Here is an 18,431-nt window from a genome sequence, read left to right on the forward strand (position 1 = left end):
TAATAATCATGTCGAACTAGACACTCCTTTTCTTAATTCCATTATTGGTATCTGGATAATCCGATCGTAATTCTCAGACAACCAACTTAATCTTTCCCAAATCTTGATGAAATAACTTGAGTTTAAGCAACTAACGAAGCTATTTGTATTTTCATTCGCACAAAATGATTTTCCCTTTTCATCATAGCGAACATCAATTAGCCCTTTTTTAATAAAAAACAAAAGCGAATTAGGTAACAACTCTCTCCGTTGTGCAATTTCTGCTAAATGATTTGGGACTGCAGGATGAAGGTTTGATGGCCCATTGAATTCGCTCGAATACAATAGCGCGTAATCTAATAACACCAGTTCATCTATGTCGAATTTCTCACCTTCCATACTCGACAGTATTAGTGCGACTCTAGTTGCCAATTCGACATCACTATTAAATATCTGAGGGACTTTAAGTTTTACTTGTTCCATTTTAAAGATCCTTTATTCACCAATTGGTGGCAAGCGCCTTTCTTGTCTCGAATACTCATGTATAGATTTAATGGATGCGATGAAAATGAAACTTGTGTTACGTGGTTCGAGATAGCCAAATATTTATCCCAGCCATTGTTGTGAACCATCAGAACGAGGCTAGAAATTGCTTCATAACAATCTTCAAGCAAATTTTCATATGTATCAGGAGGCATTGAGTCTCTGGAAAATTTTTCTAAGCTTTCTGCTGAATAGAAGTTTTTACGCGCACTTTTTAATTCCGTCAAAAACTCAGGAAAGGCTTCTAAATCATCAGCAGAACTCACCTGAGATTCTATAGATTCTATTGCCTTTAGTAACTCTGAAATATATTTCAATTCATTGCTTTGAATATCATTTGGAGGTGTTGCAGGGGCTGGTCGATCAAACTCTAATGCTCCAAATCTTCTTATGTAATAAGGAGTATGATTTTTATGTAATTCGATAAGCTTCAACTGTGGGATTTGATCAAATATTGTAAAATCAACATCATGCTCAACGAACTTAAGAAAATCGCCTTCTAGGCTTACACTCTTTTTCTTGGTGATTTTGTCTTTGCACTTTTTATCCCAACCAGAAATGAGTTCTGCTTTCAGCTTATTAGAATCTTTAAGGGCGTTAAGGCTAACACCATTTAAGCCACTCTTTACAACAAAGTAATATTTTGTAGGCATAGAAAAATGCCCTTGATGTGAGTGGTAACAAAGCTTACCTATTTCTAATAGAACATCTGCCAAATTCAATGGTGAGCTGTAATATTTGCACTGAAAATTCTCCCAACTTCCATCAGGGGTGTAAGCAATAACGTCACGCCCCATATCACCTGCCCCCCCAACACGATTGACTCGTAAATACTGTGTTTTCCAATAAGTTGCAAGTTCACAAGTAAATTCTTCCCAATCGTCCGCGTCCATTTGCTGCAAACGCCTTAATGGCGATATGATTTCGCCAGTTAAAGCTGATACTGCCGACAAAGGAGCATGGGTGTTTTTGGGGGAGGGGATTTCCTTTTCTAGTTCCATCTATATAAGTCATCCAAATTTAAAATTATTATTCTGCTTATTATCTTCCTATATTTTACTTAAAAAATATACCGTGGCGAGCTCCCAGAACACTAGACTGATTAGAAAAAATATGTCAAGTACTTAGCTGATAATCTGACGGATAAGTGTGCTAGTTTGGAATGGGCATAAACGTGTTAGAAGAGGCCGTGAATCGATGAGTCGATAAATGAAGGCCAGAGAACGATGCTCTGGCCTCTCAGTATTTCTACAGTACGAACGTGTGTAGGTGGGTTTTCTACATTAACCCCTCATAGTAACGAACTCTTCAGCGCCCGTCGGGTGGATAGCAACGACCGCATCGAAATCGGCCTTAGTTGCGCCCATTTTCATAGCGACGCCGAAACCTTGAAGGATTTCGTCCATACCAAAACCAATACCATGAATACCGACGACTTTTTCGTCCTTGCCAGCGCAGACTAACTTCATCTTACAGGCTTGGCGATGGGCAGTTACGGCGGTGTACATTGAGGTAAACGTCGAGGTATACACTTTAACGTTATCATCGCCGTATTGAGTGCGCGCTTCTGGTTCGGTCAAACCCATAGTGCCGATTGGTGGATGGCTGAACACGACCGTTGGGATCAGGCTGTAATCCATTTTGGCATCTGTCATGCCGTTAAATAAACGCTCGGATAACAAACGGCCCGCTTTAACCGCAACTGGGGTGAGCTCTACACCGCCCGCCATAATGTCGCCGACACAGTAAATTCCTTTGTGAGTCGTATTTTGTTGCTCGTCAGTGATGACATAGCCTTTGCTATCTAATTGCACTTCGGTGTTTTCTAAGCCGATATTGCCCGTCGCAGGTGAACGGCCAATTGCCCAAATCAAGCAATCGACTGTGATGCTTTCACCGTTTTCTAAGCTCAGTGTTAGGCTGTCATCGGAATTTTTAACCACAGCCTTGGGTACGCTATGGGTGTGCAATGTTGGTCCTTCGGTCGCCATGGCTTCAACGAGGGCATCGACTAAGATGGGGTCAAAGTTACGCAGCGGCGCATGTTTACGCACTAATAAGTGAGTTTCACTGCCTAGAGCGTGTAACACGCCAGCGACTTCAACGGCGATATAGCCCGCGCCAACAACGGCAACGCGCTTTGGTTGCTCGCGTAGGGCGAAGAAACCATCGGAATCGATACCGTATTCGGCACCAGGAATGTTCGGAATAGTCGGCGCGCCGCCAGTGGCGATGAGGATGTTATCGGCAGTGTAATGTTCGCCGTCCACTTCAATAGTGTTGCCATCGACAAAACGGCCGTAGCCATTTAACAGGGTCACTTTGTTGTTGGCAAAACCACGGCCGTAGGCATCATGAATACGGCCAATGTAGGCTTCGCGGTTTTCGACCAAGGTATTCCAATCGAATTTATTAACAGTGACGTCGAAACCATAATCTTTGGCGTAAAGGTTCATCGCTTCGGCAACATGGGCGCCATACCACATGACTTTTTTCGGCACACAGCCTACGTTTACACAGGTGCCACCTACGTGTTTGGCTTCGATGAGTAGAACCTTAGCGCCACGCATTGCTGCTCGGTTTGCTGAGGCGATACCGCCGCTGCCTGCGCCTAGGCAGATATAGTCAAAATGTTGAGCCATGAGTTTCTCCGTCTTACTTCAAGGATGAGATGCTTTACAGCAGAAGGTCATTGTAGGGGTGTTTGCGATAACAGACCAGCCCATTGCATGACTAACGCATAAGACCGTACTTTGACTGAAAAAGATCCTGAACTTTACACTTACCCGAACTGGGCATCAGCTGTTCATCGGGTCGCCGTCTAGCGGCGATATTGGCAATTAGAGTGATCGTTTTGAGCGGGACCTTCTGCGCCACATTTCAAACATTGCCATTCCTTTTGGCGGGCGCTGAGTTCGTCGGCTTGATGCGTAGCGGCATTATCTTGTTTGCCGCCGAGTTGCGCTTCTAACTGATCCATACGTTTATCGAGCCAGCGGCAGTTGGGATCATTGGCTACGTGTTCACGGCTGGCAAGTTGTTGCTTGCGGCTGAGTTTTTTACTCTTAGTGGCTTTGGTCGATTGCGTGTCTTTAGTTGATTTAGTGGCTTTGGATGGCTCTGCTGGCGTGAGAGTGGGAGCCGAATACTCGAAACTGCTTTGCACTTGGTTAGGCAGATTAATCGGTTTGCCATCACTGTCGAGCAAGGTGCCTAGGGGCAAAGGTGCGGTTTGTGTCGATTGTGATAAGGACTCCAGACTCGGTTCAGATTCAGGCTCAAGTTCAAGTAATTGCTGTGCGTCAGCCGAGTGTATGACTGGGAGAAAAAACAGAAGTAAGGCAATAACGGCGGTGCGGATGAGATAAAAGTGCTGGGCTAACATTCCCTGTTCCTCGGCAAAATCGATATGAATGGTGAGTCGTTCCGTCGACGTTTTGAGTGTAGTTAGTGAGCGTTATTTTGCCAAATGGAGCGGGATAAATTGACAGAGGAAGGTTGTAATACGACGCTACAAAACACTGAGCTAAAAACCACGGCGCTAAGAATGGAGTTAAAACGTCATCGCAAAGTGGATGCCGGCATAGGTCTCATCTTGCGAACTCATATCGCCATTCGCAGTCGCTTCTTGCTCAATATCTCCTTGGGCAATGCTGTGGCTGATGTGACCATCGATACTCAGGTAGGATGACAGCTGATAACTGGCTTCGAGGCCAAATTGCAAGTTATTGCGGCCATCGTGTTCTTCTGTGCGGTATTTAAAATCAAACCCTTGAGTGATGTATGGCGTGAGGCTGAGCTGATCTGTGACATGCCAATAGCTGTGTAAACTCACTTCAACAAAGTAACCCGCAGCCTCGGTGGAATAGACATAACTTGCCGATGGTACTAGCCAAGGTTCAGCTGTGTAAGCGAGTTCGGCAAATAGCTCGTTATCGTGGCAACGGCTATTGCTGTAGCCTTCAATGCGTTGATATCCCACATTAGCCTCTAGGTTTTCGGCCACGTCGAATCCATATTCAAAGCCGATATTCCACTCAGTGTAGGCTTGGCTATCGCCGCGGCCAACTAAAGCGTAGGCGGTGATATTGTCTTGCTGGACTGCGGCATTCAGCCAATAGATGCCGCCATCTTGCAGATTATTACGACCCTGTGAGACGTATTGACTGTCCCAACCTAAATCCAGTGTTACTGCTAAGGCTTGGCTATTCTGGCTGGACAATCCGGCGCTTGAAATGCTCTCGATGCTTTCTAGGCTCTCATTGGCGAATGCGTTGTAGCTAAGGCCGTTGATGCCTAAAGTGCAGAGGATGCTCGCCATCAGTTTTACTGAGTGTGTTGCCATATTTTTGCTGATTTAGGTAGAAATGCGTTTGTTAGGGCGAGAATACCTTCCCCATAGATAAGTGTTAATGCGAATTGATTCGATTTGCGATCAAGCCGACAATAATGCTTAGGTACATTAAGCGTAAATGCTAAATGCGAACGAGTTCACTTTTTTTAAGTAGAAATAGCGTTAGCAAGGCGTTCGAAGGGGGCAATCGGTTTTCTCGCCTTGATAAATAGCCTGTTAGCCCTTATCTATAAGTGATACAGATTGTTGAGGAGTCAATATGAGCAACCCTTTGCTTAGCGGCGCAAAATTACCGCTTTTTTCACAGATTAAACCGGAACATATTCAAGTCGCCGTTGAGCATGCCATTGCTCAGTGCCGCACTAAGATTGATCAAGTGCTGCAGAATCAAGGTCCTTACACTTGGGACAACTTGGTCGCGCCACTAGAACAGGTTGACGATGAACTGAGCCAAATTTGGTCGCCCGTTTCTCACATGAATTCAGTGACCAGTACCGATGAATGGCGCGCTGCTCATGATGCTTGTTTGCCATTATTGTCGGAATACGGCACCTATGTTGGTCAACACCAAGGTTTGTATCAAGCCTATAAAGCCCTGCGTGCATCGAATGAATTTGCACAATTGAGCCAAGCCCAGCAGAGGGTGATTGAACACAGCCTGCGCGATTTTGAACTATCGGGTATTGGCTTAGATGACGCGCAAAAAGTGCGTTATGGCGAAATGGTCAAACGTCTTTCTGAACTCACCAGTGGCTTTTCGAATCAATTACTGGATGCGACTCAAGCTTGGACTAAGTTGATCACAGATGAGGCTGAGCTTGCTGGCTTGCCTGAGTCTGCCAAAGCCGCCGCTAAGGCAATGGCCGATGCGCGTGAGTTAGACGGTTGGTTATTCACCTTAGATTTCCCTTCTTATTTACCTGTCATGACTTACAGCGAAAACCGCAGTCTTCGCGAAGAGTGTTACCGCGCCTTCGTTACGCGCGCCTCGGATCAAGGTCCCAATGCTGGCGAGTTTGATAACAGCCCGCTGATGGACGAAATCCTTGCTTTGCGCCACGAACTCGCATTGTTACTCGGTTTTGACAGTTTTGCCGACAAATCCCTAGCGACGAAAATGGCTGAAACGCCGGCGCAGGTGATGGCATTTTTAAATGAGCTAGCGCTGCGCTCAAAGGATCAGGCTAAAGCTGAATTGGCCGAGCTGAGAGCGTTTGCCGAGACGGAATACGGCGTGAGCGAAATGGCATCTTGGGACTTAAGTTTCTATGCCGAGAAGTTGCAGCAGCATAAGTATGAGATTTCACAGGAAATCCTGCGTCCATACTTCCCCGAAGATAAAGTGCTCTCGGGTTTGTTCTACACAGTATCGCGTTTATTCGGTCTTAAGATTGTCGAGCAAAAAGACTTTGACCGTTGGCATAAGGACGTGCGTTTCTTCGATATTCATGACGAAACCGGCGAACACAGAGGCAGTTTTTACCTCGACTTATATGCCCGCACGGGTAAGCGTGGTGGCGCTTGGATGGATGACTGCCGCGTACGCCGTCAAACCGCCGATGGATTACAAAAGCCAGTGGCCTATTTGACCTGTAACTTTAATGGCCCGGTCGATGGCAAACCTGCGCTGTTCACCCACGATGAAGTGACAACCCTGTTCCACGAATTTGGCCATGGTATTCACCATATGCTGACCAAAATCGATGTTGCAGGCGTGTCGGGTATCAATGGTGTGCCTTGGGATGCGGTCGAGTTACCGAGCCAATTTATGGAAAACTGGTGCTGGCAGGAAGAAGCCTTGGCCGAAATTTCTGGTCACTTCGAAACGGGTGAGCCATTACCTAAAGCCTTGTTAGATAAGATGCTGGCGGCGAAAAACTTCCAATCTAGCATGATGATGCTGCGTCAACTTGAGTTCTCGTTGTTCGATTTTAGAATGCACCACGAATACGACCCCGCTAAAGGCGCGCGCATTCAAGAAACCTTAGACGAAGTGCGTCGTCAGGTAGCCGTATTAACGCCGCCAGACTTTAACCGTTTCCAACATGGTTTTGCCCACATTTTTGCGGGCGGCTATGCTGCGGGTTATTACAGCTATAAATGGGCAGAAGTGCTGTCGGCGGATGCGTTTTCCCGCTTCGAAGAGGAAGGGATTTTCAACCCTGAAACGGGTCGTCGCTTCCTGCACAATATCCTCGAAATGGGTGGCTCAGCCGAACCTATGGACTTGTTCAAACAGTTTATGGGACGTGAGCCGAATATCGATGCCCTGTTAAGACATTCAGGCATTGCTGCATAAGCTAGATAAGCAATTGTTCACCTTGATAAATCAGCCCATTATAACGGGCTGATTTTCTCTGAGCATTTAGTTTTGCTAAACGATAAAAAGGCGTCATCTGACGCCTTTTTTGTGACATAGATCCCGCTTGCCCTGTGGTATGACCTCTGTTAGCCTGTGGCTCTTATTCCAAGGGCGACTCGTTATGAATCTGTATTTTCGTTTGTTTTGGTTGTTATTTTGGCGCACGCGTCACTGCCGTAAGATCGATTTTTTAGGGACAAGCCGTATCACGTATCGTGCTTTACCGAGCGACTGCGATATCAATTTCCATCTGACTAATTCCCGCTATCCCGCGTTTATGGATCTGGCGCGGACTTATATGCTGGCCGAGATGGGTCTATTGAAACGTTTCTTAAAGTTGAAGTGGATGCCGATAGTTAACGCCGCCGAGTTTACCTATATTCGCGATATCAAGCCGCTAAAAACCTTTGAAATTGAAACTAAAGTTGTCGGTTGGGATGAGAAGTATTTCTATATTGAACAACGCTTTGTGAGCGAACGTGGCCTACATTGTATCGTCCATGTGCGCGGTGTATTTGTGTGCAAAGGTAAGCAAGTGCCGCTCGATGTGTTAGTGAAAGAGGCGGGTTATACTGATGCCGCACCTGAATTACCGCCAGAAGTCGTGAAGTGGAAAGCATTTTTGCAGTTGAAGAAAGAACGCAATATGTGATCTTGTTGAGGCATGACTTACCCCGCTAAGGTATGCCTCTTATTCCCGCCGTTTCCTCCATTTCAGCCAGCAACACCTCTTCTTGTACTAACATCCAAGCGCCGCGCAATTGTGCCTGTTGCCAATAGCGCACGATTTCATCCAAATCCAATAGATTTAAGTGTTGAAAGCTATAACTTAAACAAGGGATTAGGGCGCAGTCGGCTAAGGTAAAACTGTCGCCACAAACCCAATGGTGTTGCGTGAGTTGCGTGTCTAAGCGTTGAAACTGGGCCAGTAGTTGTTTCTCTAATTGTTTGATTTCGAACTCGTTGCTGTCCTCGGTATGCTTCAACTTTTCTAATTGAAATAATGGGTTATTAATATCATTGTCTATGATGCGATCGAACAAACGCACCTGTAAGTTGCGTTGCGGTTCTTGGGGGAGCAACTGGGTACTGTTATTAAAATGCCTATCTAGGTATTCGATAATAATGCTGGACTCGGGGATCAACTGATCATCCTGGGTTTTGAGTAGCGGAACTCTTGCCTGTGGATAGGTTTGGTGAAATTCCTTGCGAGACAAAGGGTCGCGTAGATCTATGATTCTGGGGTAGAAGTTGGCCTGCTTTTCATAAAGTGCGATGAGCACTTTCTGTGAATAGCGTGATAACGGGTGATAAAAAAGCTCCATAGGCACTAACTCCAAACCCTGAATTTTACTGACTTTACGCCTTAACTTTAGTCGTAATTAAGGTGCTTGCTGTAAGAGTTTTTCTAAAAAATGCAGGGGTAAACACAATTTTTAGCTGCACAGCCAAATGATCCATCAAGGATAAAAATCGGTATTATTAACGACATATCAAAAGTGTCGGGATTTAATCATTTTAAAGGTAATAATATGAGCCAGTTAGAGCGTTTTTCATCTATTTATGCCAGAGCCAGTGAGCGCAAAGGCGGGGCTGCGGGACTCGAAGCCTTGTTGTCTGGTTGCCTGTCCGATGATGAAATTCGCCAGTATCGTGATGCTGAATTATTGTCAGCGATGAGCCGTCAGGTGTTTCAAAGTGGTTTTGTATGGCGGGTGGTTGTTAATAAATGGCCTGAATATGAGAAGTCATTCTTCGGATTTGAACCGCATAAAGTGTTGATGTTATCCCCTGAACAAATTCAAGCGCGGGCGAGTGATGCGACGCTGATCCGCCATCTAAAAAAGACCCAAGCTATTTATGACAACGCCTTAATGATCCACGATGTTGCTCGCGAACATGGCAGCTTGGCGCAGCTGATCGCCGCTTGGCCGACGCAGGATATTATCGGTTTATGGGCACTGTTGAAGAAACGTGGTACTCGACTTGGCGGCAACACAGGTCCTTATTTTCTGCGCGGTATTGGTAAAGATACCTTTTTGTTAACCGATGATGTGCAAGGCTATTTTAAAGCGCACAAATTGGTCGATGCGGGTTTTACGTCGCAGACAGCGCTTAAACAAGTACAAGCTGTATTTAATCAGTGGCAACAGGAATCAGGGCGTTGTTTGGCCGACATCAGCCGTATTTTGGCCTGTAGTGTAGGGGATAATCGAATTTAGGATATTTAGATTTAGCACTTGTAAGCGCAACATAAAAAAGACCAGCCGCGGGGGCTGGTCAAGGCTCTATTTATCAAGCCACTGGAGTGCCGCAGGGAAGCAGCGGATAACGCGACTAACTAAACTTAAAAACTTTTGCTGATGCCAACCACAAATCTGTCATCGAAGATTTCAGTCTGAGTACCATAGACTTTATGGTCGGTATCGACTGTGCTGCCGTGGTAACGGACATCAAAATTAAGCCCGTAGAACATTTTGCTTAGACCTAAGTTCCAGTGTCCCCAACCTTCGGCACCTTCACCGCTCAAGTCTTGATAACCGACAGAGCCTGAGATTTTTACGCCATTATTGAAGTTGTAGCTTGGGTGCAAGGCGTAGTTCACGCCGTGCCAGCCATCGACACCAAACCAGTCATCGACTGTGGGCGTGACTTCTAATTGCAGGTTGGCACGGCCAAACTGTTTGCCCACTTTGAGCCAGAGTTCTGTGTAATTTGAATAGGATGCACCCGGGTAGAGGTATGAAAATAGCATTACATCATAGGTAAATCCTGAGTCGCCAAATTCACCAGCTTTGCCGATAAAAGGCGCGGTAACTATCTCTAAATTAGGATCGGCAAACTTGATGTTGGAGCTAAATACCCCTGCATACCAACCTTCATTATGATTCCAGCTTAAGGTGCCTTGCACTACGGGGATATCACCATCTAAGGTTTCAGATTCACCGCGGAATACATAATCGGAGGCAAAGTTAACATTGGCATTAATCGTACCGCCTAAGAGCTGGTTGTCATCGGCCGCTTGGACAGTCATAGCAAGGGAAAGTAACGCCCCGCTAAGCAAAAATGTAGTGCGAGTCTTCATAATCATTATCTCAAAATTATTTCAAAATATTGGGAGTTGTTAGCGCAACATTATCGTAAAAATAAGTTGTGAATAGCCGTGATGCTTGGAATGAACCAATCACGAAAATATGTGAATGAATATGAACAAATGCGTTTTAAAGCGAGGAGTTTTTAGCTTTGTAAGCAATATTCGTCATTAAAGAAGTGTTATTTGTGGGAGTCTGAGTTTCATTTAATGGGGTATTAAACTGGATTTCGGGTTTGCTCCGCCTATGGGGAATCACTAAAATAACCCGCTCAGTATGATTTGAGACGGTTAATTTTATTGTTGTGGGTTTGACTTAAACCATTGGCACCGCATTTCGACCATATTAAGCGGTTTGAGGTAACAAATTGCACATTAATCCGCTAAATGATGTTTTTTACGCGCTGGCAGTCTGAAGCCAATTCTTTGCTTACTCTCTTTCGGTATTATCAGTTTTAATAGGGTCGTTTTTAACGGCTAGATGCTGAGAGTGGCCTGAGTAAAAACAGCAGCGCTGTGTTTTCGTCTCTATGTACAAATTATTGCAACAAGTGGCGGTTAAGCTAACGCCGTTGAGCTGTGTGCCTTGGCCTGCGCTAAGTGTAGAATATGAACAGATTTGCAACATATTCAATATGGAGTAGGCTTATTGGGTGTTTTACGGCATATCCCTCTAACAATGTTGCTCAAAGTTAACGGGATTCTTAAATCGAATAACAATTCGATGAATATAGTAATGCCGAATGAGTGAAAATTTTCATTAGTTTACAATTTAGTTTCGTTATCTTCCTTGTTGATTCATATAGGCTATGAGATAAATAACGGATTTGATTTTAGTTACAATTACGGCTCGTGTCAGCGCAATAAGTGTACTGGTATGTGGGCAGTTAATATTTGAAGGAGTTCTCATGCGGCAGACAATTAAACTTGCCTCAGTTATAAGCGTGGCGTTATGGATGGCAGCTTGCAGCCCTCAAGAAGAGAAAGCTCAGGCGGGCGCTGGCCCACGTAGTATGGAAGTGGGAATCCTTAATGTTGTTGCCCAGCCACAAGTGATTCAGGTGGAATTACCTGGACGCAGTAAAGCTTTCCTCGAGGCTGAAGTTCGTCCACAGGTTAACGGTATTATCACTAAGCGTAGTTTTGTTGAAGGCGGCAATGTGAAACAGGGTGAATCCTTGTATCAGATTGACTCTTCAACTTACAAAGCTGCGTTAGTCAGTGCCAATGCCGATTTAGCCAGAGCCAATGCGGGTTTAGCCTCAGCAAAAGCTAAGGCGGCACGTTATCAGCAACTGGTGAAAACCAACGCCATCAGTAAGCAAGAATTTGATGAAGCTGAAGCGGCTTACAAAGAAGCATTAGCGAATGTCACAGTGGCAGAAGCTGCGATCAACACAGCTAAAATCAACCTGCAATACACTGAAGTATTAGCGCCTATTTCTGGTCGTATCGGTAAATCGAGTGTGACTGCGGGTGCATTAGTGACTGCCAACCAAAGCCAAACATTGGCGACGATTCAACAACTTGATCCTATCAATGTGGATATCGCGCAATCGAGTGCGCAGTTGTTACGTCTTAAGGCTAAGTTGAAGCAAGGTAAGCTACAAGCGTCAGAAAATGCAGACGTGCAATTGTTGCTCGAAGATGGCACACAATACAGCCATCCAGGTAAGTTACAGTTCGCCGAAGTGAGTGTGGACCCAAACACTGGTTCAGTCATTCTGCGCGCTGAATTCCCTAACCCTGAAGGTATCTTGTTACCTGGTATGTATGTTCGCGCTATGTTGAATGCGGGTACTGATCCACAGGCTATCTTAATTCCACAAAAAGCCATCACGCGTAACTCTAAAGGTGAAGCTGTGGCTATGGTGGTGAATGACCAAGGTTTAGTCGAAGCGAAAACTGTGACGACCGCTGAAGTGATTAACAACCAATGGCGAGTCACTTCTGGTTTAGCTGTGGGCGATAAGTTGATTGTGGAAGGATTACAGAAAGTTCGTCCCGGCGCTCCAGTAACCACCAAAGTTATTTCTGAAACGCAAGCACAATAGGGCATAGCTATGGCACGTTTTTTTATTGATCGCCCCATCTTTGCGTGGGTGATCGCCTTGATTATCATGCTGGCAGGGGTCCTCTCGCTCCGCTCGCTGCCAGTGTCTCAATATCCTAACATTGCACCACCGACCGTGGTGATCAGTGCTAACTATCCTGGCGCTTCCGCTAAGATTGTTGAAGATTCTGTGACTCAGGTGATTGAGCAACGTATGACGGGTATCGATCACCTCCGTTATATCTCCTCAACCAGTGACAGTTTTGGTAATGCGTCTATTACCTTAACCTTCAACGCCGAAGCCGATCCGGATATTGCACAGGTTCAAGTTCAGAACAAGTTACAGGGCGCTATGACCCTGTTACCGCAAGAAGTACAGTCGCAAGGGGTTAACGTTAACAAGTCGAGTTCAGGCTTCTTAATGGTATTAGGCTTCGTATCGACCGACGGTTCGTTAGATAAAGGCGATATTGCCGACTACGTGGGTGCGAACATTCAAGATCCTATGAGCCGTGTTCCGGGCGTAGGTGAAATTCAGCTGTTCGGTGCCCAATATGCGATGCGTATATGGCTAGATCCGTTGAAGCTGACTCAATACAGCTTAACCAGCTTAGATGTTGTTGCGGCGATTCGTTCTCAAAACGCTCAAGTCTCCGCTGGACAGTTAGGTGGCGCGCCATCTGTGGCTGGCCAAGAGCTGAACGCGACGGTATCGGCTCAAAGCCGCTTACAAACGGCGGAAGAGTTTCGCAAGATTATCCTTAAATCGGATATTTCAGGCGCAAATGTCTTCCTCGGTGATGTGGCGCGAGTTGAGTTAGGTTCTGAAAGTTATGCCGTGGTGTCACTGTATAATGGTCAACCTGCAACAGGGTTAGCAATTAAGCTGGCAACGGGTGCTAACGCTCTGGATACCGCATCAGCGGTTCGTGAAAAAATTGCTGAGATGAAGCCTTTCTTCCCGCAGGGGTTAGAAGTGGTTTATCCATACGATACAACACCTTTCGTAGAGCAATCTATCGAAGGTGTGGTGCATACCTTGCTTGAAGCTATCGTACTTGTGTTCGTCATCATGTACCTCTTCCTGCAAAACTTCCGTGCAACCTTGATCCCGACCATTGCGGTACCTGTGGTATTGCTGGGTACCTTTGCGATTCTATCGATGGCAGGGTTCTCGATTAATACCCTAACCATGTTCGCTATGGTGCTCGCCATCGGTTTGCTGGTGGACGATGCGATTGTGGTGGTGGAAAACGTCGAGCGGGTGATGTCCGAAGAGGGCTTAAGTCCACTCGAAGCGACGCGTAAGTCGATGGACCAAATTACCGGTGCCTTAGTCGGTATTGGTCTGACCCTATCTGCTGTGTTTGTACCTATGGCATTTATGTCAGGTTCAACGGGTGTGATCTACCGTCAGTTCTCGATCACTATCGTCTCTGCGATGGCGCTGTCTGTACTGGTGGCGTTGATTTTAACGCCAGCACTGTGTGCGACTATGCTCAAGCCGGTCAAGAAGGGCCATGGTCACATAGAAACAGGCTTCTTCGGTTGGTTTAACCGTACTTTCGATAAGCTGACTAATCGTTATGAATCGAGCGTAGCCGGTATCATCAAACGCAGCTTCAGAGTGATGACGATTTATGTTGTGCTGGTGATTGCAGTGGGTTGGATCTTCATCCGTATGCCTACCGCCTTCTTGCCAGACGAAGACCAAGGTATTTTGTTTACCCAAGCGATTTTGCCGACTAACTCAACCCAAGAAAGCACCCTAAAAGTATTGGAGAAAGTGTCTGATCACTTTATGGCTGAAGAAGGCGTGAGATCGGTATTTAGCGTGGCGGGCTTCAGTTTTGCGGGTCAAGGGCAAAACATGGGTATCGCTTTCGTTGGCTTGAAGGATTGGTCTGAGCGTGAAGCGCCAGGCATGGATGTTAAGTCTATTGCGGGTCGTGCCATGGGTGTGTTCGGCCAGATGAAAGATGCCTTAGTTTTCGCCTTCGTACCGCCTGCGGTTATCGAGTTGGGTACGGCGAACGGTTTCGACATGTACTTGCAGGATAAGAACGGCCAAGGTCACGAGAAGTTAGTGGCGGCACGTAACCAACTACTGGGCATGGCGGCACAGAATCCAAATCTGGTGGGCGTGCGTCCTAATGGCCAAGAAGATGCGCCGATTTATCAATTACATGTAGATCACGCTAAGTTAAGCGCGTTAGGCATTGAAATCACCAATGTGAACAGCGTGCTTGCGACGGCTTGGGGTGGTTCTTATGTGAACGACTTTATCGACCGCGGCCGCGTGAAGAAAGTGTATGTGCAAGGTGATGCCCAGTATCGTATGCAACCAGGAGACTTAGACACTTGGTATGTGCGCAATAACAAGGGCGACATGGTGCCATTCTCAGCCTTTGCGACGGGTACATGGGAATACGGTTCCCCACGTCTAGAGCGCTTTAACGGCTTACCGTCTATGAACATTCAGGGTGCTACGGCTCCTGGGTTCAGTACCGGCGCGGCGATGGAAATCATGGAAGACCTTGCTAAGCAGCTTCCTCCTGGTTTTGGTGTTGAGTGGAACGGCTTATCGTACGAAGAGCGTCTATCGGGTAACCAAGCGCCTGCGCTGTATGCCTTGTCGATCTTAGTGGTATTCCTCGTACTCGCTGCACTCTATGAGAGCTGGTCGGTGCCGTTTGCCGTTGTGCTTGTGGTGCCACTCGGGATCATCGGTGCCTTGATTGCAATGAACGGTCGCGGCTTGCCAAACGACGTATTCTTCCAAGTAGGACTGTTAACCACAGTAGGTTTGGCAACTAAGAATGCCATCTTGATTGTGGAATTCGCGAAAGAGTTCTACGAGAAAGGTTCTGGCTTAGTCGAGGCGACCCTGCATGCGGTACGTGTACGTTTGCGCCCTATTTTGATGACGTCTCTTGCCTTTGGTTTAGGTGTTGTGCCGTTAGCCATTAGCTCGGGTGTGGGTTCTGGTAGCCAAAACGCCATTGGTACTGCGGTACTTGGCGGTATGATGAGCTCGACCTTCCTAGGTATTTTCTTCGTACCATTATTCTTCGTGATAGTGGAGCGCATCTTCAGTAAGCGTGAGAAGAAAGCTAAAGAAGAGAAGCCAAGCTCAGCTGAATAAGCTCAGTCGTTTCTAAACTAAAGCCCTGCAATTGCGGGGCTTTTTGTTATTTTAATGCTGTTAGTTATAAAGATGGATAGGCACTGTGCGCGAGTTCTGGCATATTGCGCTTAGGCCGTTAAGAGGACGAAACATGGATGATGCAGCATTGGAATTGCAAAAACTAGATGCACTACTTGCAAAGGGGAAGATGTACGTCATTTTAGTCTTTGGCGTATTTTTCTGGGGTATGTTGGTGTCCCTTATGGTCGCCTTAATCCATTATTTTATCTTGGGCGATCCATTCTGGGCGGAACTGCAAAGAGCACTCTATATTTATCCCATTAGCGGCATTTTATTTGGTTGGTTTACGTGGGTGCAGATTCATCGTAAGCGAGATAAACTGCGCGCCCAATAGCATCAATAGTTCTGGTTAAGCTGAGTGTAGGGGTGACATGGTGTTTTCGTGGGGTAATCTTGCAACTAAGCAACTTATCGTGGGAATGATATGCTATACCATAGCGCTGGCGTTTTTGGCCTATGGCGTTTATGCGTTTTATTTAGAGTCGCTTGCAGTGCCCGAGTTAACCCGCTGCGTCGGTGCTGCCGTGTTATTTGTGGGAATGGGATTAGCACCGCAATTCTTTTTTATGCCAGTAAGCCAAATCGTGTCGCAAGCCAAAGACACGCCAGAAAAATCCACACTGCAAACCTATGTGTTTAATCTCGGTATTTTTTTGATGATCTGCAGTCTGTTAATGGAATGGCTATACGACTAAATCTACGGGTTTTAGTGGATCAACCCGATAAAGTAAGGGCGTCGACTTGATCATCGACGCCCTTTTTATTGCGATTAAGGCGTGTAGTAAGTTGCAGCGCCCGGCCCGACGGGCAGACCAAAACCAAATACCCACAGGAAGAAGAACGCTGTCCAACCCACGAAAAACACCAGGGTGTACGGCAGCATCGTGGCGATCAGCGTGCCTATACCGAGGTTTTTCTGGTAACGACAGGCGACCGCTAATATCAAACCAAAGTAGCTCATCATAGGTGTGACTAAGTTAGTCACTGAGTCCCCAATACGGTATGCCGCTTGAATTGTTTCGGGCGCATAGCCGACCAGCATCAGCATAGGCACAAAAATCGGAGCGGTAATGGCCCACTGTGCCGAGGCGCTGCCGAGCATCAAGTTGATAAAGCCGCAAAGCATAATAAAGAACAGGAACACAATAGGGCCAGTCAGACCTATGGATTGCAGCCCATCAGCCCCTAACACTGCGAGTACCGCACCTAAATTACTCCAGTTGAAGAAGGCGACAAACTGCGCGGCGAAGAAGACGAGTACGATGTACATGCCCATAGTGCTCATGCTGTGGGACATGGCATTGATGACATCTTTATCATTTTTGATGCTGCCCACGACTTTGCCGTAAATAAAGCCCGGTATGGCAAAACAAATAAAGATGAAGGCGACTATACCCTTGAGGAAGGGCGAACCTGAGATAAGGCCAGTTTCTGGATGACGCAGCGGTGCACCTTCGGGGACGACTGAAAGCGCTAGGATAACGGCGAGCACTAACATAGATAACCCTGCCCATTTTAAGCCACGCTTTTCAATCGCACTAACGCTCTCCATTGATTGCAGTACGGTTTCATCCGCATCTTCACCTTGGTATTTGCCTAACTTAGGCTCGACGATTTTCTCGGTAACAAAGGCGCCGAGGAAAGTGATCACAAAGGTGGAAACAAACATGAAGTACCAGTTCACTTCTGGGCCGACGTTGTACTCAGGATCTATCATGCGCGCAGCTGCTTCGGTTATGCCAGATAATAAGGGATCGACAGTACCCAGTAACAAGTTAGCACTATAGCCTCCTGAAACCCCTGCAAAAGCTGCAGCCAAACCCGCCAGAGGATGGCGACCTAGGGAATGGAAAATCATCGCTGCCATAGGGATAAGCACCACATAGCCAAGCTCGGCGGCTGTGTTAGACATAATGCCGGCAAAGACTATGGTCACAGTAACCAATCGCTTTGAGGCGCCCATGACTAATGCACGCATAGCGGCGGATAATAAGCCAGAACGCTCAGCAATCCCGACGCCAAGAAGTGCGACGAGCACAGTGCCAAGCGGTGTAAATCCGGTAAAGTTAGTCACCAAATGCGACACTATCATTCGCAAGCCTTCGGCGTTCATTAGGCTAACCACATGAATTAACCCGTCTGCACTGCGGCCATGGGAGCCAACGGGCCTTGGGTCGACAACGGTTAAACCAAAGTAACCTGCGATGCCTGAAATAATGACCACAGCAACACAAAACAGTGCGAAAAGGGTGATTGGGTGGGGAAGAAGATTACCTAAGCGTTCAACAATATTGAGAAAACGCACAAACCAACCACTGGTGCTGATATCGCCATGTTGTGGATTTGGCTCAGGAGCCTTTTTTGGGGGGATATCACCGGAATTAAAACTCATCGTACTTCCTTTATGTCGACCTTTGCGCAGCGCACTATCTTTTACCCTAGAACTGGCGCGAGGCGTTGCCGACGGCCGATGACGTGGCTGAGGGAGATTACTCTGGCTGCAAATACTCTGGGTGAAAGCTAAGGTAAAAGTTAAAAAATTAGCCGGAAAGTATGATTGTTAAGTTTTAATTGAAACTTAAATGTTGCGATGGGCGATGTTGAAGCGGTTAGGAAAAAATAGGATAAAAAAATGGACTCTCGAGGAGTCCAGTATTCACGAGCAAAATTGGATGCTCTAATGTTGTGCCATAACACTATAGACCTTGTTTGCTGTATCGGAGCTGAATATTGTTAAATTTCTATTTTTATAGTGCTTTTTAATTCACATGAACAAAGATTATGGCCTAAAGTGGGATTTTGCTGGTGGTCGAAGCTCTAGATAACTGCTTCTACTGTCGC

The 18,431-nt window shown here is 46.4% G+C and carries 15 protein-coding genes; 7 read left to right on the forward strand and 8 right to left on the reverse strand.

The features are described from left to right. Nucleotides 1-6 precede the first annotated feature (6 nt). From NE536_RS07350 to NE536_RS07370, 5 genes are all read right to left on the reverse strand, one after another. Nucleotides 7-462, reverse strand: coding sequence for an ABC-three component system middle component 2 (locus tag NE536_RS07350; protein ID WP_014611803.1), 456 nt, complete (start codon nucleotides 460-462; stop codon nucleotides 7-9). After that, a complete protein-coding gene (locus NE536_RS07355; RefSeq protein WP_142736679.1) occupies nucleotides 450-1,523 on the reverse strand; it encodes an ABC-three component system protein in 1,074 nt (357 codons plus the stop codon). The genes NE536_RS07350 and NE536_RS07355 overlap by 13 nt, the downstream gene beginning before the upstream one ends. A gap of 282 nt (nucleotides 1,524-1,805) precedes the next feature. Then, nucleotides 1,806-3,164 (reverse strand): glutathione-disulfide reductase, encoded by a 1,359-nt coding sequence (gene gorA / locus NE536_RS07360; protein ID WP_261272293.1) that lies wholly within the window; start codon nucleotides 3,162-3,164, stop codon nucleotides 1,806-1,808. Between the two features lie 179 nt (nucleotides 3,165-3,343). Then, nucleotides 3,344-3,907 carry a hypothetical protein gene (locus NE536_RS07365; protein ID WP_261272294.1) on the reverse strand — a complete coding sequence of 188 codons (564 nt, stop codon included), beginning with the start codon at nucleotides 3,905-3,907 and terminating at the stop codon, nucleotides 3,344-3,346. Nucleotides 3,908-4,075: 168 nt separating this feature from the next. Continuing rightward, nucleotides 4,076-4,867 (reverse strand): hypothetical protein, encoded by a 792-nt coding sequence (locus NE536_RS07370; RefSeq protein WP_261272295.1) that lies wholly within the window; start codon nucleotides 4,865-4,867, stop codon nucleotides 4,076-4,078. A gap of 268 nt (nucleotides 4,868-5,135) precedes the next feature. On the opposite strand from NE536_RS07370, the gene prlC reads away from it, so the two are divergent. Both prlC and NE536_RS07380 read left to right on the forward strand, forming a co-directional pair. Next, on the forward strand, nucleotides 5,136-7,175 hold the full coding sequence (gene prlC, locus NE536_RS07375) for an oligopeptidase A (RefSeq protein WP_261272296.1): 2,040 nt from the start codon (nucleotides 5,136-5,138) through the stop codon (nucleotides 7,173-7,175). Between the two features lie 184 nt (nucleotides 7,176-7,359). Further along, nucleotides 7,360-7,890, forward strand: coding sequence for a thioesterase family protein (locus tag NE536_RS07380; protein WP_006079446.1), 531 nt, complete (start codon nucleotides 7,360-7,362; stop codon nucleotides 7,888-7,890). A gap of 25 nt (nucleotides 7,891-7,915) precedes the next feature. Here the strand turns inward: NE536_RS07380 and NE536_RS07385 are convergent, their stop codons facing one another. Further along, nucleotides 7,916-8,563, reverse strand: a complete 648-nt coding sequence (locus NE536_RS07385) for a glutathione S-transferase family protein (RefSeq protein ID WP_261272297.1) — start codon at nucleotides 8,561-8,563, stop codon at nucleotides 7,916-7,918. Nucleotides 8,564-8,770: 207 nt separating this feature from the next. Here NE536_RS07385 and NE536_RS07390 point away from each other — a divergent pair, with 207 nt between their 5' ends. Continuing rightward, nucleotides 8,771-9,460 (forward strand): DNA-3-methyladenine glycosylase I, encoded by a 690-nt coding sequence (locus NE536_RS07390; protein ID WP_006084667.1) that lies wholly within the window; start codon nucleotides 8,771-8,773, stop codon nucleotides 9,458-9,460. Between the two features lie 125 nt (nucleotides 9,461-9,585). Here NE536_RS07390 and NE536_RS07395 read toward each other — a convergent pair whose 3' ends face one another. Then, nucleotides 9,586-10,323 (reverse strand): TorF family putative porin, encoded by a 738-nt coding sequence (locus NE536_RS07395; RefSeq protein WP_261272298.1) that lies wholly within the window; start codon nucleotides 10,321-10,323, stop codon nucleotides 9,586-9,588. 914 nt (nucleotides 10,324-11,237) lie between these two features. Between NE536_RS07395 and NE536_RS07400 the strand changes: the two genes are divergently transcribed. From NE536_RS07400 to NE536_RS07415, 4 genes are all read left to right on the forward strand, one after another. Beyond that, nucleotides 11,238-12,383, forward strand: a complete 1,146-nt coding sequence (locus NE536_RS07400) for an efflux RND transporter periplasmic adaptor subunit (RefSeq protein WP_261272299.1) — start codon at nucleotides 11,238-11,240, stop codon at nucleotides 12,381-12,383. Nucleotides 12,384-12,392: 9 nt separating this feature from the next. Further along, a complete protein-coding gene (locus tag NE536_RS07405; RefSeq protein WP_261272300.1) occupies nucleotides 12,393-15,527 on the forward strand; it encodes an efflux RND transporter permease subunit in 3,135 nt (1,044 codons plus the stop codon). Between the two features lie 133 nt (nucleotides 15,528-15,660). Further along, nucleotides 15,661-15,924 carry a hypothetical protein gene (locus tag NE536_RS07410; RefSeq protein WP_259505421.1) on the forward strand — a complete coding sequence of 88 codons (264 nt, stop codon included), beginning with the start codon at nucleotides 15,661-15,663 and terminating at the stop codon, nucleotides 15,922-15,924. A gap of 37 nt (nucleotides 15,925-15,961) precedes the next feature. Then, complete coding sequence (locus NE536_RS07415; RefSeq protein ID WP_261272301.1) at nucleotides 15,962-16,285, forward strand: hypothetical protein; 324 nt, start codon at nucleotides 15,962-15,964, stop codon at nucleotides 16,283-16,285. Between the two features lie 74 nt (nucleotides 16,286-16,359). On the opposite strand, the gene NE536_RS07420 is transcribed toward NE536_RS07415, so the two are convergent. Next, entirely contained in the window at nucleotides 16,360-17,982 is a 1,623-nt protein-coding gene (locus NE536_RS07420) for an AbgT family transporter (RefSeq protein ID WP_106648966.1), read from the reverse strand. Between the last annotated feature and the right edge of the window lie 449 nt (nucleotides 17,983-18,431).

This window comes from Shewanella septentrionalis (assembly GCF_025370265.1).
Taxonomy (GTDB): Bacteria; Pseudomonadota; Gammaproteobacteria; order Enterobacterales; family Shewanellaceae; genus Shewanella; species Shewanella hafniensis.